The sequence below is a fragment of the Thiocystis violascens DSM 198 genome (assembly GCF_000227745.2).
Classification (GTDB): Bacteria; Pseudomonadota; Gammaproteobacteria; order Chromatiales; family Chromatiaceae; genus Chromatium; species Chromatium violascens.
Map to the genome: position 1 here is coordinate 343,554 of NC_018012.1, position 22,845 is coordinate 366,398.

At 63.1% G+C, this 22,845-nt stretch carries 26 protein-coding genes; 19 read left to right on the forward strand and 7 right to left on the reverse strand.

Annotated elements, in window-relative coordinates:
• Positions 1–137 precede the first annotated feature (137 nt).
• From THIVI_RS01580 to THIVI_RS01630, 11 genes are all read left to right on the forward strand, one after another.
• The gene (locus tag THIVI_RS01580; RefSeq protein ID WP_014776901.1) at positions 138–410 is read left to right on the forward strand and encodes a hypothetical protein; all 273 of its coding nucleotides are present in this window, start codon (positions 138–140) and stop codon (positions 408–410) included.
• On the forward strand, positions 385–759 hold the full coding sequence (locus tag THIVI_RS01585) for a response regulator (RefSeq protein ID WP_014776902.1): 375 nt from the start codon (positions 385–387) through the stop codon (positions 757–759). Before THIVI_RS01580 ends, THIVI_RS01585 begins: the two co-directional genes overlap by 26 nt.
• Positions 760–772: 13 nt before the next feature.
• Positions 773–2,041 (forward strand): methyl-accepting chemotaxis protein, encoded by a 1,269-nt coding sequence (locus tag THIVI_RS25975; protein ID WP_014776903.1) that lies wholly within the window; start codon positions 773–775, stop codon positions 2,039–2,041.
• A gap of 396 nt (positions 2,042–2,437) precedes the next feature.
• A complete protein-coding gene (locus tag THIVI_RS01595) occupies positions 2,438–3,295 on the forward strand; it encodes an STAS domain-containing protein (RefSeq protein WP_014776904.1) in 858 nt (285 codons plus the stop codon).
• Positions 3,292–3,684: an STAS domain-containing protein gene (locus THIVI_RS01600; protein ID WP_014776905.1), complete on the forward strand. Its 393-nt coding sequence runs from the start codon at positions 3,292–3,294 to the stop codon at positions 3,682–3,684. The genes THIVI_RS01595 and THIVI_RS01600 overlap by 4 nt, the downstream gene beginning before the upstream one ends.
• A complete protein-coding gene (locus tag THIVI_RS01605) occupies positions 3,677–4,087 on the forward strand; it encodes an anti-sigma regulatory factor (RefSeq protein ID WP_014776906.1) in 411 nt (136 codons plus the stop codon). Before THIVI_RS01600 ends, THIVI_RS01605 begins: the two co-directional genes overlap by 8 nt.
• A 35-nt stretch (positions 4,088–4,122) precedes the next feature.
• The gene (locus THIVI_RS01610; protein ID WP_014776907.1) at positions 4,123–4,557 is read left to right on the forward strand and encodes an anti-sigma regulatory factor; all 435 of its coding nucleotides are present in this window, start codon (positions 4,123–4,125) and stop codon (positions 4,555–4,557) included.
• A complete protein-coding gene (locus THIVI_RS01615; RefSeq protein WP_014776908.1) occupies positions 4,548–5,165 on the forward strand; it encodes a SpoIIE family protein phosphatase in 618 nt (205 codons plus the stop codon). Before THIVI_RS01610 ends, THIVI_RS01615 begins: the two co-directional genes overlap by 10 nt.
• An 8-nt stretch (positions 5,166–5,173) precedes the next feature.
• Complete coding sequence (locus THIVI_RS01620; protein WP_014776909.1) at positions 5,174–6,238, forward strand: sensor histidine kinase; 1,065 nt, start codon at positions 5,174–5,176, stop codon at positions 6,236–6,238.
• Entirely contained in the window at positions 6,235–6,603 is a 369-nt protein-coding gene (locus tag THIVI_RS01625) for a response regulator (RefSeq protein WP_014776910.1), read from the forward strand. The genes THIVI_RS01620 and THIVI_RS01625 overlap by 4 nt, the downstream gene beginning before the upstream one ends.
• Before the next feature lie 66 nt (positions 6,604–6,669).
• Positions 6,670–7,452: a ParA family protein gene (locus THIVI_RS01630; RefSeq protein WP_014776911.1), complete on the forward strand. Its 783-nt coding sequence runs from the start codon at positions 6,670–6,672 to the stop codon at positions 7,450–7,452.
• A 65-nt stretch (positions 7,453–7,517) separates the two neighbouring features.
• Here THIVI_RS01630 and THIVI_RS01635 read toward each other — a convergent pair whose 3' ends face one another.
• The gene (locus THIVI_RS01635; RefSeq protein WP_014776912.1) at positions 7,518–9,134 is read right to left on the reverse strand and encodes a methyl-accepting chemotaxis protein; all 1,617 of its coding nucleotides are present in this window, start codon (positions 9,132–9,134) and stop codon (positions 7,518–7,520) included.
• A gap of 218 nt (positions 9,135–9,352) precedes the next feature.
• Positions 9,353–9,949, reverse strand: coding sequence for a YfbR-like 5'-deoxynucleotidase (locus THIVI_RS01640; protein WP_245537347.1), 597 nt, complete (start codon positions 9,947–9,949; stop codon positions 9,353–9,355).
• A 117-nt stretch (positions 9,950–10,066) separates the two neighbouring features.
• On the opposite strand from THIVI_RS01640, the gene THIVI_RS01645 reads away from it, so the two are divergent.
• Together THIVI_RS01645 and THIVI_RS01650 are read left to right on the forward strand one after the other, a co-directional pair.
• Positions 10,067–11,902 (forward strand): AAA family ATPase, encoded by a 1,836-nt coding sequence (locus THIVI_RS01645; protein WP_041446766.1) that lies wholly within the window; start codon positions 10,067–10,069, stop codon positions 11,900–11,902.
• A gap of 113 nt (positions 11,903–12,015) precedes the next feature.
• A complete protein-coding gene (locus tag THIVI_RS01650; protein ID WP_014776915.1) occupies positions 12,016–12,756 on the forward strand; it encodes a putative metalloprotease CJM1_0395 family protein in 741 nt (246 codons plus the stop codon).
• A gap of 107 nt (positions 12,757–12,863) precedes the next feature.
• Here the strand turns inward: THIVI_RS01650 and THIVI_RS24380 are convergent, their stop codons facing one another.
• Positions 12,864–13,073 carry a YjfB family protein gene (locus tag THIVI_RS24380; RefSeq protein ID WP_014776916.1) on the reverse strand — a complete coding sequence of 70 codons (210 nt, stop codon included), beginning with the start codon at positions 13,071–13,073 and terminating at the stop codon, positions 12,864–12,866.
• Between the two features lie 299 nt (positions 13,074–13,372).
• Here THIVI_RS24380 and THIVI_RS01655 point away from each other — a divergent pair, with 299 nt between their 5' ends.
• The 5 genes from THIVI_RS01655 to THIVI_RS01675 all read left to right on the forward strand — a co-directional run bounded on the left by THIVI_RS01655 (position 13,373) and on the right by THIVI_RS01675 (position 17,353).
• The gene (locus tag THIVI_RS01655; RefSeq protein ID WP_041447208.1) at positions 13,373–13,690 is read left to right on the forward strand and encodes a hypothetical protein; all 318 of its coding nucleotides are present in this window, start codon (positions 13,373–13,375) and stop codon (positions 13,688–13,690) included.
• A gap of 71 nt (positions 13,691–13,761) precedes the next feature.
• The gene (locus THIVI_RS01660) at positions 13,762–14,046 is read left to right on the forward strand and encodes a PilZ domain-containing protein (RefSeq protein ID WP_014776918.1); all 285 of its coding nucleotides are present in this window, start codon (positions 13,762–13,764) and stop codon (positions 14,044–14,046) included.
• A gap of 32 nt (positions 14,047–14,078) precedes the next feature.
• Positions 14,079–15,089, forward strand: a complete 1,011-nt coding sequence (locus THIVI_RS22435; protein WP_169315557.1) for a hypothetical protein — start codon at positions 14,079–14,081, stop codon at positions 15,087–15,089.
• Between the two features lie 108 nt (positions 15,090–15,197).
• A complete protein-coding gene (locus tag THIVI_RS01670; protein ID WP_014776920.1) occupies positions 15,198–16,409 on the forward strand; it encodes an HDOD domain-containing protein in 1,212 nt (403 codons plus the stop codon).
• A gap of 89 nt (positions 16,410–16,498) precedes the next feature.
• Entirely contained in the window at positions 16,499–17,353 is an 855-nt protein-coding gene (locus THIVI_RS01675; protein ID WP_041446767.1) for an HDOD domain-containing protein, read from the forward strand.
• 36 nt (positions 17,354–17,389) lie between these two features.
• On the opposite strand, the gene THIVI_RS01680 is transcribed toward THIVI_RS01675, so the two are convergent.
• From THIVI_RS01680 to motA, 4 genes are all read right to left on the reverse strand, one after another.
• On the reverse strand, positions 17,390–18,163 hold the full coding sequence (locus THIVI_RS01680) for an OmpA/MotB family protein (protein WP_014776922.1): 774 nt from the start codon (positions 18,161–18,163) through the stop codon (positions 17,390–17,392).
• Positions 18,160–19,257 carry a hypothetical protein gene (locus THIVI_RS01685; RefSeq protein ID WP_014776923.1) on the reverse strand — a complete coding sequence of 366 codons (1,098 nt, stop codon included), beginning with the start codon at positions 19,255–19,257 and terminating at the stop codon, positions 18,160–18,162. The genes THIVI_RS01680 and THIVI_RS01685 overlap by 4 nt, the downstream gene beginning before the upstream one ends.
• A gap of 225 nt (positions 19,258–19,482) precedes the next feature.
• Positions 19,483–20,361 carry a flagellar motor protein MotB gene (gene motB, locus THIVI_RS01690; RefSeq protein WP_014776924.1) on the reverse strand — a complete coding sequence of 293 codons (879 nt, stop codon included), beginning with the start codon at positions 20,359–20,361 and terminating at the stop codon, positions 19,483–19,485.
• Positions 20,362–20,421: 60 nt separating this feature from the next.
• Entirely contained in the window at positions 20,422–21,276 is an 855-nt protein-coding gene (gene motA, locus THIVI_RS01695; protein ID WP_014776925.1) for a flagellar motor stator protein MotA, read from the reverse strand.
• 168 nt (positions 21,277–21,444) lie between these two features.
• Between motA and THIVI_RS01700 the strand changes: the two genes are divergently transcribed.
• Complete coding sequence (locus tag THIVI_RS01700; protein WP_245537349.1) at positions 21,445–22,845, forward strand: HDOD domain-containing protein; 1,401 nt, start codon at positions 21,445–21,447, stop codon at positions 22,843–22,845.

Genomic DNA, 22,845 nt, shown 5'->3' on the forward strand with positions numbered 1-22,845 from the left:
TCCACAGATGTTGGAGCTGGCGCGGTTTAAAATATTAAAAAATATAAAATTTTAAACCGCGTCTCCACCGATGCCGCGAAAACCCAAAAGGCTAAACACAAAATGAAAATCACGCATATTGCTCTGGACGCGGTTTAATGCCATTCGAAATCAAGAAAAACACGCTGGTCGCCGCGGAACTGCTGGGCGTCGAGGATGCCGAAGCGCTGCTTGACTGGCTGCTCAATCATCCACGCGGGCGGCTCGACCTGGCCGCCTGTCATCATCTCCACGCCGCCAATCTCCAAGTGCTGATGGCGGCCCGACCCAAGATCGCCGTCTGGCCGCGTCAGGATACCTTGGCTGACTGGCTGCGGACGGCTCTGATTCAGGAAGACACAACCCATGTCCAAGACAATTCTGGTCGTTGACGACTCGGCGACGATGGTGATGAGCCTCAAGGCCAGCCTGGAGATCGCCGGTTTTAAGGTCGAAACCGCCGGTGACGGCGTGCAGGCGATCGCTAAGCTCAAATCCGGGGTCAAGCCCGATCTCATCATCACCGACATCAACATGCCCAACATGGGCGGCATCGACTTCATCCGCAACGCCCGTGCGCTGCCGGGGCTGCGCTTCACGCCGATCCTGGCGCTCACCACCGAGAGTCAGCAGGCCAAGCGCGACGAGGCCAAAAAACTCGGCGCGACCGGCTGGTTGCTCAAGCCGGTGGGCGGGGCGGATCTGCTCAAGGTCATCAAGCAAGTCCTGCCTGGCGCCTGAGGAAAGCGTTTCGATGACCTTTGTCAAACCACGTCATTCGCTGATTGAGGCGACCCTCACGCAGTCCCGCGCATTGCGCCGCACGATCGCATCTTTGACCCTGGTCGGCACCCTGGTGCTGTCGCTGTTGGTCTATCAGACCCATGACTGGCTGGCCTCCGCGTCAGTCCAGATGGGAATCGACGTGGGATTGCTGGAGGCGCTGCTGGTTGGCATTAGTCTGCTTGCCACCAATTTTCTCAGTGGGTTGGTGATTTTCCGGCTCAATTTTCGTGCGACCGGCACCATCAGCCAGGCACTCGACAGCTTCGACGTGGCGTTGCGGAGTGCTGAAGCAATGAGCCAGTCGGGTGCGTCGGCGCTCCTGCAAACGGCCGCACAGGATCACGCCTTCAATGAGCAGATCAGCGCTGTGGTGCAGGACAGCGAGACATCGGCGCTCGATATCATCCAGCGGGTGACGCTGCTGAACGAGGCGGCCAGCACCTTGCTCAACTATCTGGGTCATTCAAATCTCAACGCCAATGCCATGGAAGCGGATATGACGCACGGTGTTGACGACATCACCGAGATTGCCCGTTTCATTCAGGATCTGCCAGTCAAGATCCGTCACGACATGCTGTCCATCCAGTCACTCGTCGCGGATATCGGCCAGCTCGAAGGGCTGGCCTTATCGATCAAGGACATCAGCAAGCAGACCAACCTGCTGGCTCTCAATGCGGCCATCGAAGCGGCGCGCGCCGGCGAGGCCGGACGCGGTTTTGCCGTGGTCGCCACCGAGGTGCGGGCGCTGGCGACCCGTGCGACCGCCGCTGCCGACACCATCGAAGCCGGGCTCAACCGCGCCTTGAATGCGGTCAAACGCAGTCTGCAACTCAATTTCCTGAACGATTCGGACCGGCAGCTCGAACAGGCCACTCATGTCGTGGACGCGGTGCATCATCTCAAGGACAACTACGAGGACATGCGCCAGTTCTACAAAACGCTGTTCTCGGTCGTCACTCAGCACAATGCCAGTCTGGCCGGTCAGATCGCCGAGATGCTCGGCACCCTGCAATATCAGGATGTCGTTGGTCAGCGTCTGAACCGGCTCCAAGCGGTGCTGCGGCAACGCGCCGATCTCTTGGTCGCCGCCGGCGCACCCTCGGACACCCTGCTCGATCTTCCCGATGTCCTGAATCAGTTGCATGTGAACTACCTGGAAACCGAATCGCAACATGTCCGTCCCACCGCGGGCGTTGGCGCAAAGAGCGATATCGGGCCAAGCATCGAGCTGTTTTAGACGTGTTTTCCAGACCATCCTGTATCGCAGGCACCATGAAGGCATCGCCCTTGAGGCGCGATGCAAGACCAGAAAAGATGTTTTTGAAATCCGCCTCATGGAAATCAGCTAGGGTGTGTCATCAATTCTCGTGGTGTGGCATTGAGCGGGGAGATCAAGGGCATCTCCATCCCTTGAGCCGGATGCCTGTCGGGGCGAATTGATTCGCTACGTCGGATGCAGGGATGCGGGGGCTAAGATGCAGGGGCGAATGAATTCGCCCCTACGGCGATGCCGCGCAACATCCGCGTCGAGCGCGCATCGATCCGAGCCCTGAACCGTGGCGCGGCGGCGATCGTCCCACGCGAATACAATTGATGGCGCGCCTTAAGCGTATTCTTGACAGAGAAAAATTCCATGACGACAACCGTATTTCAGCAACTGCTAAGCGAGCATCGTATCGAGTTGCTTGCTGACTGGATCAATCAGGTATCCGCGTCTGGCAAACGCCGCAGCCCACATGATGATGTCTCTCATGCGCTTGAATCACTGTTGCGCAGCCTGTTTGATGACATCCTTGCCGTGCTTGAACGCCCGCCGACGGCGACGCTTGAATTCGCGGAGGAAGGATCGCTGGCGCTGGCGTTGCGTCAGCTTGTGACCGATCAGGCACGGCACGGCAGCGATGCGAGCGAATGCGTGGGCGTGATCCTGGCGCTGAAGCATCTGCTGTCGCAACGTCTGATGAACGACGCACCCCTCGCGGCAAGCGCTGATCTGCTGTGGCTGGAACAGGTGTTCGAGCAGTTGACGCTGCTGGCGTTTGGATCCTTCGTGGCGATCCGCGAGCGCCAGATTACCCAGCAAAGTCTGTCGCTGCTGGAACTCTCGACGCCGGTGCTGCGCCTGTGGCACCGCATCCTGTTACTGCCGCTGATCGGCGTCATCGATACGGGGCGGGCGCGTCAGATCACCGAGAACCTGCTGGAGGCTATTGCGCGCCACGAGGCGCGAGTGACCATCCTCGATTTGACCGGCGTGCCGATACTCGATACCAGTGTCGCCCAGCATCTGATGAAGACCATCGACGCGGCGCGGCTGCTCGGCACCCGCGTCGTCATGACCGGCATCAGCCCGGAAGGCGCGCAGACGCTCACCAAACTCGGTATCCGTTTCGCCGATGTCATCAGTCGTGCCACGCTGCGTGCCGGCATCGCCGAGGCGCTCCTGCTGGTCGGCCAGCGCATCGCGCCGCTGGAGGAGCCGCGCCGATGAAGATCCCCATCCTGCGGCTGGAGCGCATTCTGCTGGTGTCGATCCAAGAGGATCTCACGGATAACGACGCCATGGATTTTCAGTCCGATCTGGTCGAGCGGGTCGCCGAGATCGAGGCGCTGGGGGTCGCCATCGACATCACCGCGCTGGACGTGGTGGATTCCTACATGGCACGGGTGATCAACGACACCGCCAGCATGGTGCGGCTGCTGGGGGCCGAGGCGGTGATCTGCGGGGTGCAGCCCTTCGTCGCCCTGACCCTGATCGAAATGGGCCGCGACCTGCTCGGGGCGGACTGCGCCTTCAATCTCGGGCAGGGGCTGGAGATTCTCAAAACCCGCATCGCCACCCGTGGCGATACCCGTTTTGCCGGGGACGAGGATGTCTGAGCGACTGGCGACCCACCGTATTCCGGTTTGCGTTGCCGCCGACATCGTGACGGCCCGCCGCGCCGCCCGCGAGCTGTGCGAGCGTCTGGGCTTTGGCAAGGCCGATCAAACCCGCCTGGCGACGGCGGTGTCCGAACTCACCCGCAATGTCATCCAATATGCCGGCCACGGCATCTGCATCATCGAGGATCGCTCCACTGGAACGCAGCGCTGTATCTGGGTCAGGGTGGAGGATCAGGGGCCGGGTATCCCGAATCTGGAACGCGCCTTGACCGACGGCTACAGTACCAGCGGCGGACTGGGCGCGGGACTGCCGGGAACGCGCCGCCTGGTCGATCAGTTTCAGATCGAATCGGCCGCGGGCGGGACGTGCGTCACCATTGCGCTGGCGAAACCTTTATGAGCTGGACGCCGGCAGTCGCGCCGAGACAGCCATCCATGGATGCGCCGACAGGGTTGACCGACCGTCGCGTTTGCGTTTCGGTCGGTGCCGAGCCGGACATCATGGCCGCCTGCCGTCAGGCGCGGCAACTGGCCGAAGCCTTGGGCTTCTCGCGCACCGCGGCCTATCACATCGCGACGGCGGCCTCTGAACTGGCGGCGAATCTGTTGTGCCATGCCGGTGGCGGACTGCTTCAGGTACGGTCGTTAACCGACCCTTGCGGGCTGGATGATAACGTTCTTGGATTGGAACTGCTGGCGCGGGATCAGGGGCCAGGGATCGCCGATCTGACCCTTGCGCTGACCGAGGGCTACAGTACCGGCAAGGGTTTGGGTTGCGGCTTGCCCGGCGTCAAGCGGCTGATGGACGATTTTGCGATCGAGTCCGCACCCGGTCGCGGAACCTGCGTCAAGGCGGTCAAATGGCGTTAACCGCGCCTGATTCCTGTGGCGCCCATGTCGGCGGGCGGCTCGGTCAGGCGCTGCGGGCGCTGCGCGATGGCGAGCCGTGCGGCGATCAACTGGGCTGCTGGATCACGTCCGGCGGTTTGCGGCTGGCATTGGCCGATGGTCTGGGACATGGGCGCGAGGCTCACGCCGCCGCGGCGACCGCGATGCACCAGCTTGCCGCCGAATGCACCGAACCCGCATTGGATGTGGTCTTCGCCCGCTGTGATCAACGGCTGCTGAACACCCGTGGGGTGGCGCTGGCGGTGGTGGATATTTGCGGCGATGACGCAAGCATCCAGCATGCCGCCGTGGGAAACGTCCGTACGCTTCTGGTCCAGGACGACCGGGTCAAACGACTCGGCGGGGCGCGTGGCATCGTCGGCGCCGGTTTCAGCAGTTTGCGGACCGAACGTCTGACGATCAATCCCGGCGACTGGCTGATTATCTTCTCCGACGGCATCCGCGAAAATGCGGGCATCGTCGATTGTCTGGTCGATGCACAGCCTTCCGACCAGTTCGCCGAAGGGCTGCTCGCGCGCTGGGCCGATGAACGCGACGACGCCAGTCTGCTGCTCTATCGTCACCGTTGACCGCCACCATGCCAGCGATCGCAATCGCTCAACGCTATGCCGAGTTACTGCAGCGCGCCGTCTTTGCCGAGGATCCGCTGGCGACCGAGTCCGCGCTGACCGAAGCCGCCGATCTGGGGCGCGAACTGGTGGCGCTGGATATTCCGCTGGAAGAGGTTGGCGAGATGCACCACGAGGCGCTCGTGCATCTGGCAAGCGCTCATCCCGAGCTGCCGCTGAGTCATGTCGCCGGGCGTATCACGGTCCCGCTGATGGAAGCCTACATGGCGTATAGCCTGGCCTTTCGCGTCCAACTGGAGCGCCGCGCCGAGACCATCGTCAACGCCCGGCTCGAACAATCGCGGCGGTTGGAAGCGATCGGCACGCTGGCGGCGGGTATCGCGCACGATTTCAACAACCTCCTGGGAGCGATCATCGGTTTCAGCGAATTGCTCGGCGATGAGGTGCCGGCCGACTCGGCGGGCGGACGGTCGCTGCAATTCATCCAGCAGGCCAGTTTTCGCGCCCGCGATCTGATCGCCCGACTGTTGACCTTCGCCCGGAATATGGCCGACACCCCGATCGCGGTCGAGGTTGTCGCGCTGACCCGCGAAACCCTGGCTCTGCTCCGCGCGTCGCTGCCGGCAGGCATTCGCTTACGCTTCATGCCCGCCGTCGCCGACGCCTGGGTGCTGGCCGAGCCGAGCCAGATCCAACAGATCGTGATGAATCTCTGCATCAACGCCGCCGATGCCATCGGGCAGCGTCAGGGCACCATTGATATCGGTCTGGCACTGGTGCCGGAACCAGACGGGCGGGCGCTGGTGCGGCTGACCGTGCAGGACGATGGCGAAGGAATGCCGCCAGATGTGTGCCAACGCGTCTTCGATCCCTTCTTTACGACCAAGGCGCCGGGCAAGGGCAGCGGACTTGGGTTGTCGGTGATTCATGGTCTCGTGGGTCAACTGGGAGGTATGATCGAGATCGTCAGCAGCCCCGGCACCGGCAGTCGCTTTACGATCGACCTGCCGCAACTCGTTCCGGACGAACAGCCTAACTCTGATCGCTCATCCAGTGAGCGGGAGACCGAATGATCAACGTTCTAATCGTCGATGACGACGAACTCTTTCGCGCCATGTTGGAGGAAATGGTGCGACGCGAGGGCTACCAGGTGCGCGCCGTCACCAACGGTAACGAGGCGCTCCTCGCCATCGCGCGGCAACCGCCCGACCTCATCATTACGGATATCCTGATGCCTGAAAAGGACGGGATCGAGCTGATCGCGGAGTTGGCGCAACGCGACAGCCGCATTCCGATCATCGCGGTGTCAGGCGGACGGCGTGCCATCAGTCTGGAGTTCAATCTCGAATCGGCCGCGCTGATGGGGGTGCGGGCGACGCTACCCAAGCCCTTTACCCGCGATGCCTTGCGCCGGGCGATTGCCGAGGCGCTGCAGTAAGCGGTTGTCAGCCGGCCGCGACGATCGCCGGGAACGTTTCAGATCAAGCAGACGGCCGCGAACTCAATGACCGCCAAACCGACCATTATCGTGATCGCGAACCGCAAGGGCGGGACCGGCAAGACCACCACGGCCGTCAATCTCGCGGCCGAGTTTGCCGCCAGCGGCGAGCGCACCCTGCTGATCGATCTCGATACGCAGGGGCATTGCGCACTCGGCCTCGGGCTGAAGATTGGCAACGGTCAGCCAACCGCGCACAGCCTGTTCGGCGCGCCGGATGCGGCAGTTGGGGTGGCGCTCGCCGATGCCATTGTGCAAACCGGGTGGGAACGGCTCGATGTCGTTCCCGGCGACCCGGATTTTCGCCACGACACCGCATCGAACGAGGATCGGATTTTGGTTCGTGCACTCTCCGACCCGGTGATCGTCGCGGGATATGACCGGATTCTGATCGACTCGCCACCCTCGCTCGACCGCTTGCTGCTCAACGCGCTGGCGGCCGCGCATTGGGCGCTGATTCCCTTCGTGCCGCATCCGTTGTCCAGCGAGGGCGTGCGCCAACTGGCGCGGGTCTTCTTTCGGGTTGCCATGAGCAGCAATGCCGACCTGCGTCTGCTCGGGTTGCTACCGGTGATGCTCGACTCGCGTATCGTGCAGCATCGTCGGGTGCGCGAGCAGGTGATCGGTCAATTCGGCCAGGCGCGTCTGCTCGGCGGCATCCGCAACGACATCAAGCTCGCCGAGGCCTTCGCCGTCGGTCGCCCCATCCGCGACTATGCCCCGCGCAGTCGCGGCAATCAGGACTACCGAACGGCGTTTTCAAATCTGCACGCCCGTCTGCTCGGGTGACGATGCCTCGCCATCCCGCGACAGCGAGGAGACGGCCGCGGTGACGGATGTCTCCGGAACATTGACTAGACCCTGAAATGCCCCACCAACTCCTGGAGTTCAGCCGCCAGTCGCGCGAGTTGCTCCGAGGCGTCGGTGGTCTGGCGCGCCCCCTGCGCATTCCCCTCGGCGGCGTCGGAGATGCTGGTGACGTTGCGGTTCATCTCCTCGGCCACCGCGCTCTGTTCCTCGGCGGCACTGGCCACCTGCGTATTGACATCGTTGATGGTGGTCACCGCCGCCGTGATGTCATCCAGCGAATGCTCCGCCTTGATGGCGCTCGCGCGACTGGATTCGGCATACTGCTGACTCTCCTCCATCACGTCGACCGCGCGGCGGCTGGCGTTCTGGAGCCGCTCGATCATCGCCTGGATCTCCTGGGTGGAGGTCTGGGTGCGGTTGGCCAGCGAGCGCACCTCGTCGGCGACCACCGCGAAGCCGCGACCCGCCTCGCCGGCGCGCGCGGCCTCGATGGCGGCGTTGAGTGCCAGGAGATTGGTCTGCTCGGCGATCCCCCGGATCACGTCCAGCACCTTGCCGATTTCCTGGCTGTCCTTGCCCAGCTCGCGAATCACGTCGGCCGCCTTCTGGACCTCTTGAGCGAGCTGCTCGATCCGTGCCATGGTGCCGGACACCACGGTTTTACCGGCCATGGCCGCCGTGTTGGCGACATTCGTGGCATCCGCGCCGTGCTGGGCGCTGTGGGCGACCTCTTGGGCGGTGGCGCTCATCTCGTGCATGGCCGAGGCGAGTTGGTCGACCTCGTTGCGCTGGCGGGCGACGCCGGCGTTGGTCCGCTCGGTGACGTCCGCCAGATCCCCCGCCGCTTGCGCGAGCTGGGCGGTGGACTCTAGGATCCGTCGGATCAGATCGCGGAAGTTGTCCATCATGGCATTGAAGGCGGTGGAGGCGCGGCCGATCTCGTCGCGGCCCGCGATCGGCAGGCGGTGCGTCAGATCGCCGTCGCCATGGGCGATGCCGTCCAGGCCAAGCGTCATCTGTTGCATGGGGCGGGTGACGAAGCGCGAGGTGAAAAAGTAGAGAAACAGCAGAACCGGGATGCTCAGGATCGCTGCCAGACCAAAAATTTTCAGTCCGAACAGACGGACATTGGCGTTGACGTCGTCCAGGCTGATCTCCATGCTCACCGCCCCCAGCACCCCGTCGACCGGGGCGAGTGCGTGACAGGAGGTACAGTCCTTGCCCAGATACTCCTTGCGGGCAAAGGCCGGAGCGACCGCGCGCAGGATGGTGCCGTCATCGGAGAGACTCAGGTAGGCTTCGCCGGTCTCCAGCACGGCCCGTTCGATGTCGTCGCGCGGTTGTTCGCCGTCGGTGCCCGCGCCAAACTGTTTTTTGACGTTCTCGCCACGCAGCACGCGCAGATCCTTGACGTTTTGCAGCTCGACGATCTGACTGAGAAAATCGGCCCGCTTGTGGATGGTTCCGTGGAGCATCAGGGTGGTCAGGCCGGCCAGGGTCATTTCGTGCAGCGTGCTGGTAAATGCTTCGGCCTGTTCAATCGCGGTCTGACGTTGTTCTTGTGAGGCCCAGATGATGAGTCCGGTCCAAGCCGGCATCAGGATGAGCCACATTGCCCCGACCAAGCGCACCCAGATCGGCAGGTCATTGATACGTCGCATATCGATTCTCGCGTGTCGTCGCCATTGCGGTCAAAAGGAGCCGTTCCAGGCTCTCCAGGACATCCTGGCGTACCCTGTTGATGGTTGCTTGATGCATTGCGCCACCGGCGTCCAGCCTTGGAGCCACCGGATTTTGAGCCCAGCTAGTTTGAACTCATTTTAGAGGTCAGCCAAGGCTGCAAGGCGTCTGATTTCACCCGTCGATCATGGGCGGCAATTTAGGGCGATTCCTCGAAGAGCAGGCGATTGTCCGCCCCGGTATCGCCGCGCATCCGGGCGTAGAGATCCTCGGCCTGCGACCAGTCAAGCTCGGCGAAACGCATCCGCGCTTCGGCGATTTTGTCGTGGAAGGCGGCTTCGGATTTTTCCGCGACCGCGGCCGCGTGGCGTCCGATTCCTTCCTCGCGGATGAAGAGACAGCCGTCCATCAGATCGGCGAGCTTGACGATGAACGCCAGCGCCGATCCCTGGAGCGCGGTTTTCAGCTCGGCGATTTCCGGGGCGATCTCCCGCTCGATGCGCGCGAGCGGATCGGCTTCGCCGGCGACCTCGGCGATGCGCCGTTTGAGCGGGGAGGGGAGGTCGCCCATGAGTAACTCGGGGGCGTCGTGGGTCAAGGCGTATTCGAGGACGCGCAGGCGCGTCTCGGCCGGGAGGCTGTCCCCCAGGATGCGCCGCATCAATTCGCGGGCGATCATGGCGACCAGATAATGATGTTCGGCCAGGGTCTGGCTGCGCGCGCAGCGCACCGAATGCCAGCGTGTGACATGCCCGGAACGGGCAATATCCTGCATGTTGAGGCGCAAATCGTGCATGGTATCGACTCTGAGCGAAGGTGCCGCGGCACGGGCGTATGGCTTGATGAGCCTGGTCGCGGAGTGTAGCATCAGCATCCCAATTCGTCCGAGATGATTGAATCTAAAACCGAAATTATGCCTTTCCCTCCTGATTGCCTGGCTCGACTCAAGCTGCGTCAGCCGCCATTCGATGCGGTTCCCAGCGAGGAGTTTCTCTATAGCGATCCGCTGCTGGAGAGTCTGATCGAAGCGGCGGCCAGGGCCTTGATCGCGCCAGGGGCCATCGTCACGTTGGCGGGGGCGAACGGTTCAGGACGCAGTATTCAACTCATGCGACTGCTCGGCGCTCTGGGGGATAACTTTGAATTCATTGCCTTCCGGGGACGCGCCGGCATCCCCTTCGCGGCGGTCGACGCCACCATCCGCGGTCATCTGCGCGCCATCGGTGTGGATCATCCCGCCCGCTCGGTGAAGGACTTGCTGGCGGAACGCAGTCGCGCCGGGGTGGCGCTGGTGCTGGCCATTGACGATGCGCATCTGATTGGGATGGAGATCGTCGAGCGGTTGCTGCGGATACGCTCCGAGATTCTCGAACTGAATGGACGGGGTCTGCGTCTGATTCTGGTCGGCGACCCCTCCCTCAATCGCGGGCGTCTGCCGCTGGGCGATCCGGCGGACGAGAATCAGGTCGTGCGTCTGAATTTGCGTCCGCTCAATCTCGAACAGGCTGGTGCCTATCTGCGTCATCGGTTGCGGGTGGCGGGCATCGAGGATCCGGAGAGCTTTCTGACCTCCGGCGATATCGCGGTTCTGCAAACCAGCAGCAAAGGCCTCCCCGCGCGCCTGAACGCCAATGCGAATGCCTGGCTGGCCCGCCGCTGCCGTAGCGTCAATGGCTTTAAACAGGCGATCGCCGGCAAGATCGGTCATCTGGCCAGCCCGTCCGGCGTCGCTGCGGCCCGTGTCGAGCCGGGCGTCGCGCGGGCTGCGAACGACGCGCGCCCAGGCCAGTCCGAGCCGGCCTCGATGAATCCAGAGGGAATCCTGGATCTGTATGGAGAAGACGAGTTCTTGACGCCAATGGATCCGGAACTGTCCAGGTTTCTCGTTCATGAAGATACGCGGGAGGAGACCTCCGACTTCGAACAGGTGCTCCGGCAGATTCGCAACCATACGCGGCTTGCCAACTCCCCACCGACGCAGGAGCGCCAGACGACCGAGGAACGCGAACCGGGTGCTTCGGGGGTGAAGGCCGCGGTGCCGTACTGGAGCCAGCGCTGGTTTCTCCCCGCCATCCTCGGCATCGTGGTCGTGTCGATTCTGGTTCCCGTCGTCTTGCAACTCGAGGATTCCTCGCTCAGGCTCCCCATCGAGACGCTGGAGCAAACAGGTTCCGTGGAGGCGGTCGGGCGGGTTCCCGAAGCGGTTTCCGGCTCCGCCGTCGATGCGGATCAGGCCCGGCTGAGGGCTCCTGCGGCTGACGCCCCGACGATGGCGCCGGTGGCGGCCGTCAATGCGCCCGTGGCCGAGTCCGCCGCGGGAGAGGTTGTGACGCCGAACCCGGTTCCGGCGACGCCGCCGGTCGACGCGCGTCCGGACCTTCAGCGACCGCCGGATCGGACGCCCGCCTCCGAGCCTGAGCCGACCCCGCTGTTCCAACCGGCGCCGTTGCCGGCGTCGCGGTCGTCCGATCCCGAAGCCGATCAGGAGTGGCTCCAGCGCCAGGATCGCGGCCGTTTCACCATCCAATTGGTTGCGGCCCGCAGTCTGGCGGTCGCGCAGGCGTTTATCGCTCCGCATGATCTGGAAGGCATTCATTTCATCCAGACGCGCTCCTTTGCGATCGCGCTAGCCGGCAGTTATCCGAATCGGGCCGAGGCGGAAAATGCCTTGCCCGAGTTACCCGCCGGTGTGCGCGCGAATGGCCCCTGGATTCGGACCATCGGTTCCGTGCTGGATTCGCAGCGTTGACGGCGTTGGCGGCGTTGACTCTCAGATGTTTTGTGTCGCCATCGCGGACGCATTGGCAGTCTGAAAACGGTTGACGGGCTACACTTGGAGTGGGGCAACGCGAGGCTTGGCTCATGGAGATCCACTCCGCCATCAATTCGATTCCTTTCGGCATGCCGCGTCCGGCTGGCCCGACGCCAACGGTGGCGGCCGAGCGCACTGCCGATCTCAAGGACGATGAGCTCGCTGCCAGCGAGGTGTCCACCGCGAAGGAGGATTCGCGTCAGCGTCCGGAAGCGATCGACTCCGCGCCGGAGCTCACGACGGACGAGCTGGAGGAACTGCAACTCCTGAAACAACGGGATACGGAAGTCCGCGCTCATGAGCAGGCGCATGTCGCCGCGGGCGGTCGCTATGTGACCAGTTCCGCCAGCTACGATTATCAGACCGGCCCCGATGGACAGCGTTATGCCATCGGCGGCGAGGTGGGAATCGACACCTCAAGCGTGTCGGGAGATCCCGCGGCCACCCTCGAAAAAGCGCGCGCGGTGCGCCGCGCAGCCCTTGCTCCGGCCGAGCCTTCCTCGCAGGATCTGCGGGTTGCGGCCTCGGCGACGACCATGGAAACCAACGCGCTACACGAACTGCACGAACTGATGCAGCTGCAACGCGAGCAGTCGGTCGAGCGGCCGGGAACCGGCGAGGAAACATCGAACAGCGAGGAGGCGAACGCTGGCACCCAGGTTGACAGGAGTCAGGTCGGCCGAGATCAAACCGGGCAGCCGGACGGTTCGGGTGCCCGTGAACGTCTCGAACAGAGGATCGCAGGTTTTTTCGCCGACCCGCCGACAGCAATTCTCAGTCAGTTTGCTTGAGACAATCCCGAAATCCCGAAATCGGATCAGGCAAAACCTCATGTAGGGCGCTTGCTCGCGCCCTGATCGCCTTGCTGCAACCGTCGACTGGCCTCGAATCGCGATCTTCAGGCCGTGATGTTAATGTTGCGTCCGATGTGTTCGGGCAATCCCTGCCCAGGCGCCGTTGCCGGCTCGGTCGGCAGTAGGGCGGCGACCGTTTCGGCCTGCATGTCGAGCGATTGCTTGAGCACGGAGACGGCGCTGGCGTTGGCCGTTTGGTTGGCGAGCATCGCGTTGGCTGCGCTGGGGATGCCTGTGGTTGAAGAAACGTCCATCGTATGGCCTCTTCGGCTGGTCGATGCGGGCGGCTGGATCGCCGTTCCGTCAGAGAAGGAAATCCGCGTCCTCTGCATCCGGTTGGCGGCAGGACAGGCGCGGAAATCAGACTTTGGTTCAGAGTTTAGACGAATTCGCTGTCGATGACCGACGAATGAAGCACAATCCCGGACATCCAGTCGTTGGACGCCGCCGGGCATGGTGTCGTACTCAGGCGTGGCCGCGCTTCCTGGAGCACTTTAGTTTCCCGTCTCCGGGCCGTTACGGAAGTTGATCACGAATGGAGGAACAACCGATGATGCTTGACAGTGGCGTTTCTTTCTCCTCATCCGGCGCGACCGTGCAAGGTCCGAAATGGCGTCTTTCTCCGGAGTTGGTCGTGGGTTTTCTGCCGGCTTTCCGACATCGGTCGAGCGGTGAGGTGCGGTTGTGCCAATTGACTGACGGTCGCATCGCTCGGGTTCATATTCTGGACTCCATGCCTGCCCATTGGGTTGCCGAGCGCGATTGGGATGGACGTCCCTCGGCGCTGGTGGCGGCCGTGGAGCCGGGCTATCTGCGTGGCGACGCCTTCTGGTGCCTGGCGGATCTCGCGCGTCCCGGTCTGGATGGTTGATCGGCATGGCAGGCGGTCTGGCCATGATGTTTCCCGTGGACACGGGAATTCCCTGTTGGCAGAGGACGAACATGGACTCCGACAAACGTCGACATCGGCGTCTTCCCATGGAAGTCGAGGTTGAGCTGCATCGCTCCGGTCAACCGATGCGGGTGGTCCAGACCGAGGATCTGAGCGTTGGCGGGGTCTTGCTGATTCTGGATGTCCCCGACCGTCCACCGCTGGGAACGCAGGTTCAGGTCCGGGTGGTTGGAACGCTGGGCGAAGGCGAAACCCCGCCCATGGTCGATGCAACGGTCGTGCGTCATGCGCCCGCCGGGGTTGCGGTCCAATTTTCCGACGACGCGTTTTTGTAACCCGCGGACATCCCTGTTCGTTGCGAGGTGTGATGATGTTACTTCCATCCGTCGTCAAGTTACCCCTATCCGCTGCGCCACGGTCGGTTTCCAGCCCGAACCAGGAGATCGCTCGGGCCAATGTTCGCCCGCCTGTCGCGCTGTCCGCGCCGCCCAGCGTGCAGGCTGGATCCGGCGATCTGGCCGCCCAGATTAAAGCGCGTCTGGAGCAGGATCTTGACTACCAGATCCTGCGTAAATCCTTCGCCCTGGATGCGGGGGATGAGTCGCGCCGAGCCTCGGACGGCGCTTCTGCGGCCAGAGTCGATCCGCACGCCGGGGCTGCTTTCGCTGGCGGGCGTTCGGCGGTGCTGGAGGCGCGGATGGGCGACGGCTCCATCGCGACGGCAAACCTTGAGTTGCAGGTCTCCTGGAGCCAGGCGTCGAGCACCCGCTTCGAACTCGACACGAGCAGTCTCGACTCCAGCCTTACGCTCCAGTTCCAGAGCGCTCGGCGACAGACGTTCCAGATGGACCTGCGCTCAAGCGAGACCGCTGCCGTGCAGATGGGCGATCCGCTGGTGCTGGATCTGTCCGGTCGGGGGATCGCCACCACCGGCGTCGAGGCCGGCGTCCAGTTCGATCTGACCGGCGACGGTCAGGTGGAGCAGGTGAGTTTCGTGACGGGCGATAGCTGGTTCCTGGCCCTGGATCGCAATGGCAACGGTCAAATCGACAACGGCCTGGAGTTGTTCGGCGATCAGGGCGGCGCGGCCCATGGCTTTGCCGAACTGGCCCGCTATGACGGCAATGCCGATGGCGTCATCGACGCTGGCGACGAGGTGTTTTCGCAGCTGCGTCTGTTCCAGATCGGGAGCGATGGCGCCCAGACGCTCAAAACTCTGGAAGCAGCCGAGGTCACGGCGATCGAATTGGGCTACCAGAATACCCGCAAGGCGCTGAACCTCTACGACAGCGTGGCCCAGGTCGGCCAGTTCCAGCGTGCCGACGGGAGCACCGGCGAGGCGTCCGACGTGTTGTTGGGATACCGCGCGCTCGCCTGACAGTGCAGGGGTTTCCGCCTGGATGCAATTGACGACAAGGCATCGGTTTGCGCGCCGATGCTGCTAGACTAGGGATGACACCAGATTTGTCCATCCAGGAATCCAGCGATGCAGCAGACATCAGAGGTTCTGTCGCTACTGACGGAAATCGACCTGATTCGGGATCTTTCGGAAACCGCCCGAGAGGAATTGTCCAAGCAGTGCAGCGTTGGCGAACTCGCCCCGAAAAAGCGGATTCGTCTGACCGATATCGAAGGCAATCGTCTGTTTCTTGTCGATGGCCATGCGGTGCGTCTGACGAATGGCGCTGGCGAACGCCTGGAGAGCTATCAGGGGCTCAGCGACCCGATCGATCTCTTCGGCGATGCCAGCGGGGCAGGGGATTTCGTCATCACGGAGACGCCCTGCATCGTGCTCAGGATTCCGGTCTCGGCCCTGGACTCCGCGCTCAACTCCAGCCTCGAAGTCAGCGACATCGAACTCGACCCCGCCGAGGGCGAGTTTCTCGCGGAACTCTATGAACTCATTACGAGCAACCGGCTGGAGCTTCCGGCAAGGCCCGAGGTGGCCCTGAAAATTCAGGAACTCACCAATGATCCGGATGCCGGGGCGACGGAACTCACCGAGGTCATTCAGCGCGATGGTACCATCGCCGGCGCGCTGCTCCACGCGACCAACAGTCCGCTGTTTCGCGGCGCGAAAGAGATCCAGTCGGTGCGCGATGCCGTAATGCGCCTGGGTTTTCGCAATACCCGGATGCTGACGACTAACCTGGCCTTGCGACAGGCCTTCAAGGCCCGGAACGAGGTCACCCGAGAGGCCATGATGGCGGTCTGGACCGATGGCGTGCTCTGCTCGGCCTACAGCTACCTCCTGTCCGATACGCTCAAGATCCTTAATCGAGAGCGGGCGCTGCTGGCGGGACTGGTGGCGGGGATCGGCGCGGTGCCGATCATCCAGTTCATCGAGATGCGGGATCGCCATCCGCAGCTGGCTCGCATCGAGTCGCTGATTGCCAAGCTGCGCAGTATTACCGGCGTGCTGGTGATCAACTACTGGGGGCTGGGCGAGGATCTGGTGGCGGTCGCGGAGCAGTCCGGCACCTGGGAGTATCGCGCCGACGCGCCCGATTACGCGAGCGTGACCACCGTGGCGCGCTGGGCCTTTCTGCAAAGCGCAGGCCGGCCGCATCCGGATGCCGCGGACGTTCCGGCGTTCGCGACCCTGGGCCTGCCGGCCCCGCCGCCTGGAGAACCGATCGCCCAACTGGCGGGCACCGAAAAAACGCTGGAGTCCCTGAAATCGATGTTCGCCATGTGATACCGGTGACTCGCCACAACGACTATCATTCTGGACGCGGTTTAGTCTCGACCCCGTCAGGTTTTCCGGAGCATTCACGCGTGCCATCAATGACCATCGAAGCCCTTGTCAAACGGACCGGCCGGCTGCTGGCCATCCCGAAGGTGGTCGGCGACGTTCTCAAGTTGCTGGACGATCCCAACAGTCGCCAGTCGGTGATCGCCAACGTGTTGGCTCAGGATCCGGCGCTGGTCGTGATCGTGCTGCGCCTGGCTAACAGCCCTGCCTTTGCGCCCGCTCGTACCGTGGATTCCGTGGAGCGCGCGGTCATGCTCCTGGGTCGCGATCATCTCCGTCGACTGGTGATCGCGGGTGCCGTGACGCAGGCGTCGGATCGGTTGCCGGCACAGACGCTGCTGCCGCTGGAGGTATTTTGGCATCATTCGGCCTATTGCGCGGTCATCGCGCGACTGCTGGCCGACCTGGAGTCGCCCGCCCTGGCGGGAACCGTCTTTCTGGGTGGATTGCTGCACGATCTGGGACAGTTGATTCTTTTCTCCCAGGAACCGGAGGCGGCACACCGGGCCTTTCTGCGCAGTCTGGGCGAACCGGAAGCCTTCACGCCACAGGACGCCGAGCGCGCCGAACTGGGTTTCGATCACGCCCAGCTTGGGGGCGCACTGGCCGAGCACTGGGGATTGCCCGATATCCTGTGCGCCTGTCTGCGGTTTCATCACGACCCATTGACGGCGCCCGAAGCCTTCCGGCTGCCGGTCATTCTGGTGCATCTGGCCAATACCGCCGCGCATCTCGCCGAACTCGACTCCCGGGACTGGCGCGATGCCCCCCCGGTGGATTCCGGTATCTGGCCGTTGATCAGCATTCGCCCCGACACCGTTCTGGAACTGCTGGAGAAAGCGCAGTTTCAGGTACTGGATGTGGAAGCCCTGCGGAATCCCGCTTGAACGATGAAGCCTAAATCCCGTCCCGCGGCTGGCTCGTCAACTCGATCCGTCCGGGGTGGGTGACGCACGGTCCGTTCCCTTTCTGTCCGCTGGCGTCCCCTCCAGCGTGATCGGCTCCAGCAAACGGGCCTCGAAATCGGTCAGCACACTGAACTCGACCCGTCGTGACGCCCTCGGATCTTCCCGCCCGTTCGCATCGCGCACCGGGCGCGAGGAGGAGAGCCCCACCGCCGCGATCCGCTCACGAAACCAGGATTCCGGTTGCAGGCTGTCCAGGCCATAGGCGAAACGCAGCACTGCCTGAGTCCGCTGCTGGCTCAGGTCCATGTTGGCGAAATAGGCCTCGAGCGGACTGGCGTTGGGGCTCCATTCGCTGGAGGTATGCCCTTCGACGCGGATCTCGCGGATAACCTCGCGGAAGGGGCGCAATTGGGCGACATAGCGCGGCAGGAAGTCTCGCAGGATCGCGTCGAATTCGGGTTTGATGCGCGCCGAGTTGCGATCGAACAGCACGTCCGGCTCGCGAAAGCGCAGGGTCAGCGTGGGCCGGTCGAACTCGGCGTTCCAACGCACCAGATCCTCCCGGAACTCCTCGTCGAGCGCCTGGTAAATCGCCTGACGCGATTCGACCGCGGTGACCCGGACCTCGGTTTCGATGGCGTGCGTGCGTTCGACCTGCGCCATGTGCAGCACGGCCAAAAATAGGAAGATCATCATCAGGGTGGCCATCAAATCGGAGACCACCAGCCAATGGGCGTCCTCCTCGCGCGCGACGGCGTGGACCGGCGGACGGTTCAGAAGTGCGTTCATGCGTGCGCCCTCGCGGCGAATTCTTGACGGTGGCTCGTGAAGTGTCCATCCTCGGCGCCGAGATTGCCCAGACGTTGCTGGGTGCCGATGGCCGCGAGCACTGCGTTTTCAATCGTCTCCAGCATGACCTTCAGACGCTGATCGATGGCGGGGAAGGCTTCCCTAGCCTTGTCGCGCAGTTCCGCGATGCTGCCGAGCAGCGACTCCAGTTCCATGCCTTCGCGGCGCAGACTGATCATGGTCGCTTCCTGATCCTCGATGTGCGTGGAGATTTGACGCGCCTGCTGGGTCAGCGCCTGCAGGCTCGATTGCGAACTGGCGACCCCCTGAATGGCGAGGTCGAGTTGCTGGCCGAGCGCGTCCATGTGCTCCCGATACTGATCCTGCCACAGCAGGAGTTGTTCCACCGAGTGATCCAGTCGGCGGAAATTCTCGCCGAACTGTTCGCCCAGATTGCGGTTGAAATCACGGATGACCGATTCGAGCGCGGCGATCAGTTGGCGCGATCCCATCTCGCTCAACTGTTCGGCGAAGGAGCGCAGGGCGTCGAGATGCTGCGCGTGCTGGATCTCCAGGGTCTGAATCAGGCGTTCGTCCAGATGAGCCACCTGGTCGGCCAGTTGCCGGGTCGTGGCCAGTTGCGCCTCCGCCAGTTGCGACTGACGCAAAAACAGCGTGCTCAGGTCCGAGGCATCGGCGGGCAGGGTCGCGTCCTCTCCGGCGTCGTCCGCCGCGAGCGGGCGGCCCCGGCGCAGCACCAGGGCCAGGCGTAGACAGGTCGAGAGCAGGATGCCGACGATACTGGTGGTGAAGGCGATCTTGAGTCCGTCGAGCAGGAGCGGGATGCTGGATTCGACGCGCGTGGCGTCGAACTCCAGCAGGCCGATCGCAATCCCGAGAAAGGTGCCCAGAATGCCCAGGGTGGTGAGCAGGGTCGGCGTGCTTTCGTAAAAGGCGATGGCGCGCCCGCGCGCGAGCATGAGCAAGGCGCCCACGAACAGCAGGATCATGGCGACGACGAAGAGACCGGTGACGGTCATGGAATCCATGCGTTCCATGGCGGCGACCAGGCCGAGGGCGATCGATTCAAACATGATAGACCTTCCGCTCATGTGTCTCGGACTGCGCCCACTTGTCGATGGGCGCGCTTGACAGTCGACCAAGCATGATCCGGGCCAGAGAGCGTTATCTTCTAATAAACAGAGGCTTGAGAAAGGCGAATGACGTGATTGAGGAGGTCGTCAAGCGCGGTCATGGGCGCTTGCGTCAATATTTCGACGAGCAGAGCCCTGTGCTCGCGTGACTTTGGGCGCGGTTTATCAATTCTGATCGAGAAGCTGGTTCGCGGTCGTGGTCTCTTCGTGGATCGCCGCGTCGGTTTTCTGATTCATGACGATGATGCTGATGCGACGATTGATCGGATTATTGATGTCGGCCTTATCGAAGGGCACGGTGTCCGCGAAGCCGACCACGCGGCCGATCTTGTCTTCCCGCATCCCTCCCGCCACCAGCGCGCGTCGGGCGGCATTGGCGCGTTCGGTGGATAACTCCCAATTGCTGAAACCGGCACGTGCCAGTGGGCGCGCATCCGTGTGTCCGGTCAGACTGATCCGATTCGGCACCTGATTGATCATGGTTCCCAACTCCCGCAGGATGGCGCTGGTGTAATGCTTGAGCTGAGTATCGCCCGAGTCGAACATGGGGCGGTTTTCTTCGTCGACGATCTGAATGCGCAGTCCTTCGGACACGATGTCGATCAGAAGCTGCTCCTTGTACGGGGCTAGCGTTGCGCTCTGCTTCAGGGCGTCTTCCAGTACCTTCCGCAGCGATTCCAGGCGGGCCTGATCCTGCGTTTGGGCCAATTCGTCGATCTGTTCCGCGGTGGGCCGCGACGCTTCCGGAGCCATATCGATGGCGCCCTCGAAGTCGATGATGGATGGCTTGGAGCCGGTCCCTTCGCCCAGCGCCTGGGAGGGCGCGGTGCTGACGCCCTCGAACGCCGAGGGATTCTGGAAATATTGCGAGATTGCCGCTTTCTGTTCCTTGGTGGTGGCGCCCAGGATCCAGAGCAGCATGAAAAACGCCATCATCGCGGTGGCGAAATCGGCAAAGGCGATCTTCCAGGCACCGCCGTGATGGCCTCCCGACTTGAAGACCTTCCTGACGACGATGGGTTGTTTGTTGGTGTCGATCGGCATGCGGGATATCTCCGGCGAAGCCGCGTCCGCTAGGGCGGGCGCTTGCGGTATGAACAGGGTTTAGCGGCTGCCGCGCAGATGTTGTTCCAGCTCGCCGAAGCTGGGCCGGACGTCGGAGGTCATGGTTTTGCGGCCGAACTCCACCGCCACCTGCGGGCTGTATCCCTGTACGCTGGCGAGGATGCAGGCCTTGAGGCAGGACAGGAAGCGGGTCTCGTCGGCGGCGTACCGTTCCAGCATGGTGGAGATGGGGCTGACGAAACCGTAGGCGATCAGGATGCCGCTGAGGGTTCCGACCAGGGCCGCCGCGACCAGGGTGCCAAGTTCGTCCATGGGGCCGCCCAGGGCGGCCATGGTATGCACGATGCCGAGGACGGCGGCCACGATGCCGAAGGCGGGCAAGCCGTCGCCGACGCGCTGCACGGCGTGCGCGGTTTCCTCTGCCTCGTGATGATGGGTGCTCAACTCGATGTCCATGAGGTTGTCGAGCTCGAAGGGGTTCATGTTGCCGCTGACCACGAGCCGCATGTAATCGGAGATGAATTCCACCGCATGATGGTCCTTCAGGATTTGCGGGTATTTTTGAAAGAGCGGACTGCTGGCCGGTTCCTCGATGTCCGCCTCGATCCCCATGAGACCTTCCTTACGGACCTTGGTGAAGAGTTCGTACATAAAACCGAGCGCATCCAGATATTCGGCCTTTTGGTAACGGGAGCCCGTGAACAGCGAGGGTATGGACTTTAGCGACTTGAGAACGACGCGCATGGGATTGGCGATGATGAAACCGCCCAGCGCAGCGCCCAGGATGATGACAAGTTCGAAGGGCTGCCAGAGTGCGACGATGTGCCCGCCCTGCGCGGCGAATCCGCCGAGAATGGAGGCAAAGACAATGACGGAGCCAAGGATCAGATTCACGCTGGCGGATTCTCAAGGGCGTTTCGCGAAGGCGGCCCGCTTGTGACGCGGGCGGTTGACGTCCAATAATAGCGATTTGGGGCATCCTCTGCTTGAACCTCGATCATGGTTCGGGGATGTCCGGCTCATCGGGGAGGCGCGACTGTGCGTTCAGGCTGGTTGACAAGGGTGACCGCCGATGCCTCGCCGGAGGAACTCCCGGTGCTGGCCCGGACACGTCAGGAATTGACGCATCTGTTGGCGAGCGAACTGGCGCCGCTACGCGAGCTGTCCCTGGCGCTCATGCGCGATCCGGCCATGGCCCTGCGCGTACTGCAGCGGGCCAATGCGGTTCCGCACCGGCATTTCAGCGCCGACGTGGCAACGCTGGAAGATGCGGCGCACATGCTGGGTGTCGAGAAGATCCTGCGCATGCAGTCCGAGTCCCACGTGGCTGAAGAGGTTCTGGATCCCGCGCGGCTCGCGTCCTATCGCCGGAGCGCGGGCAGAGCGGTCCTGGCGGCGCTGTTGGCGCTGGACTGGGCCGAGCTGGATCGCGACCGGTTTCCGTCCGAGGTCAGTCTGGCGGCCCTGTTGAATAACCTGGGCGAACTCTTCCTGCTCGCGCATGGGGACGCCCGGATCAACCGCTATCTGCAATTGGTGGAGGTAAACCATGAGTTTCCCCATGAGGCCGAGTATGTCGCGCTGGGGGAGAGCCTGGAAGCGTTGGGCCATGCCCTGGCACTGCGGTGGAGATTGCCCGAGATGGTTCGGGAGGCGATGCGGGCCCGCAATGCGCAACATGCAAGGACGCTATGCGTGATGCTGGCGACTCAGATTGCCCGCGATGCCTTCTCCGCCTGGCGTCATCCGATGCGCATGCGTGACTTGCGTCTGGTGGCCGAGTTGCTCGATCTCGATCCGCCGTCCTTGATCCGACGCATCAATCATGTGTTGGGTGCCTTCAATCCGACGGCCGTCCGCTATGGCATCGGTTCACTGGCATTGTTGACCCTGGAGCGCGATGGCTGGCGGTCGGCGGCGGCGAACGCGCCCGCGACGCCGTCTTTTTGTCTGGCGCCGAGAGCGGACGATTATCTGGCCTGTCTGGCGGCGCTCGGCGATTGCTCGCTGCCTGATCGCGCGGCGGTGTTCGCGACCCTGCTACGTGGCCTGCATCGCGGTCTGGGCCTGAATCGTGCGGTGTTCGCGGCCTATTGTCCCCGCCGGCGGACCTTGTCGGCGGAGTTTCTGGTCGGTACGGATTTCGAGCCGACCTTCAATCGCTTCAGTCTTTCGCTCGATGCCGGTGGGCTTTTTGGCGAGTTGCTGGACGCGCCGTCCGCCATCTGGCTGAACGAGGAAAATCAAGCCGATCTTCTGCCGCGGATCCCGGAGGCAATCGTCGAACTGATCGGCGACACGCGCTTTTTTGTCATGTCGATGTGGGTCAGGGGGCGGCCGATCGGGTTACTTTACGCGGATCGCCGCAGTGCGAGCTGCCGTCTGGATGCGCGCGGTTACGCTTCGTTTCAACGTCTTGCCGGCCAGGCGAGTCAGTGTCTGGAGTGTCTGGAAACCGCTTGA

Excerpts from the sequence above, each read along its gene's own strand:
- THIVI_RS01580 (WP_014776901.1), top strand. The coding sequence starts at position 138 with ATGCCATTCGAAATCAAGAAAAACACGCTGGTCGCCGCGGAACTGCTG.
- THIVI_RS01585 (WP_014776902.1), top strand. The coding sequence starts at position 385 with ATGTCCAAGACAATTCTGGTCGTTGACGACTCGGCGACGATGGTGATG.
- THIVI_RS25975 (WP_014776903.1), top strand. The coding sequence starts at position 773 with ATGACCTTTGTCAAACCACGTCATTCGCTGATTGAGGCGACCCTCACG.
- THIVI_RS01595 (WP_014776904.1), top strand. The coding sequence starts at position 2,438 with ATGACGACAACCGTATTTCAGCAACTGCTAAGCGAGCATCGTATCGAG.
- THIVI_RS01600 (WP_014776905.1), top strand. The coding sequence starts at position 3,292 with ATGAAGATCCCCATCCTGCGGCTGGAGCGCATTCTGCTGGTGTCGATC.
- THIVI_RS01605 (WP_014776906.1), top strand. The coding sequence starts at position 3,677 with ATGTCTGAGCGACTGGCGACCCACCGTATTCCGGTTTGCGTTGCCGCC.
- THIVI_RS01610 (WP_014776907.1), top strand. The coding sequence starts at position 4,123 with ATGGATGCGCCGACAGGGTTGACCGACCGTCGCGTTTGCGTTTCGGTC.
- THIVI_RS01615 (WP_014776908.1), top strand. The coding sequence starts at position 4,548 with ATGGCGTTAACCGCGCCTGATTCCTGTGGCGCCCATGTCGGCGGGCGG.
- THIVI_RS01620 (WP_014776909.1), top strand. The coding sequence starts at position 5,174 with ATGCCAGCGATCGCAATCGCTCAACGCTATGCCGAGTTACTGCAGCGC.
- THIVI_RS01625 (WP_014776910.1), top strand. The coding sequence starts at position 6,235 with ATGATCAACGTTCTAATCGTCGATGACGACGAACTCTTTCGCGCCATG.
- THIVI_RS01630 (WP_014776911.1), top strand. The coding sequence starts at position 6,670 with ATGACCGCCAAACCGACCATTATCGTGATCGCGAACCGCAAGGGCGGG.
- THIVI_RS01635 (WP_014776912.1), bottom strand. The coding sequence starts at position 9,134 with ATGCGACGTATCAATGACCTGCCGATCTGGGTGCGCTTGGTCGGGGCA.
- THIVI_RS01640 (WP_245537347.1), bottom strand. The coding sequence starts at position 9,949 with ATGCACGATTTGCGCCTCAACATGCAGGATATTGCCCGTTCCGGGCAT.
- THIVI_RS01645 (WP_041446766.1), top strand. The coding sequence starts at position 10,067 with ATGCCTTTCCCTCCTGATTGCCTGGCTCGACTCAAGCTGCGTCAGCCG.
- THIVI_RS01650 (WP_014776915.1), top strand. The coding sequence starts at position 12,016 with ATGGAGATCCACTCCGCCATCAATTCGATTCCTTTCGGCATGCCGCGT.
- THIVI_RS24380 (WP_014776916.1), bottom strand. The coding sequence starts at position 13,073 with ATGGACGTTTCTTCAACCACAGGCATCCCCAGCGCAGCCAACGCGATG.
- THIVI_RS01655 (WP_041447208.1), top strand. The coding sequence starts at position 13,373 with ATGCTTGACAGTGGCGTTTCTTTCTCCTCATCCGGCGCGACCGTGCAA.
- THIVI_RS01660 (WP_014776918.1), top strand. The coding sequence starts at position 13,762 with ATGGACTCCGACAAACGTCGACATCGGCGTCTTCCCATGGAAGTCGAG.
- THIVI_RS22435 (WP_169315557.1), top strand. The coding sequence starts at position 14,079 with ATGATGTTACTTCCATCCGTCGTCAAGTTACCCCTATCCGCTGCGCCA.
- THIVI_RS01670 (WP_014776920.1), top strand. The coding sequence starts at position 15,198 with ATGCAGCAGACATCAGAGGTTCTGTCGCTACTGACGGAAATCGACCTG.
- THIVI_RS01675 (WP_041446767.1), top strand. The coding sequence starts at position 16,499 with ATGACCATCGAAGCCCTTGTCAAACGGACCGGCCGGCTGCTGGCCATC.
- THIVI_RS01680 (WP_014776922.1), bottom strand. The coding sequence starts at position 18,163 with ATGAACGCACTTCTGAACCGTCCGCCGGTCCACGCCGTCGCGCGCGAG.
- THIVI_RS01685 (WP_014776923.1), bottom strand. The coding sequence starts at position 19,257 with ATGTTTGAATCGATCGCCCTCGGCCTGGTCGCCGCCATGGAACGCATG.
- motB (WP_014776924.1), bottom strand. The coding sequence starts at position 20,361 with ATGCCGATCGACACCAACAAACAACCCATCGTCGTCAGGAAGGTCTTC.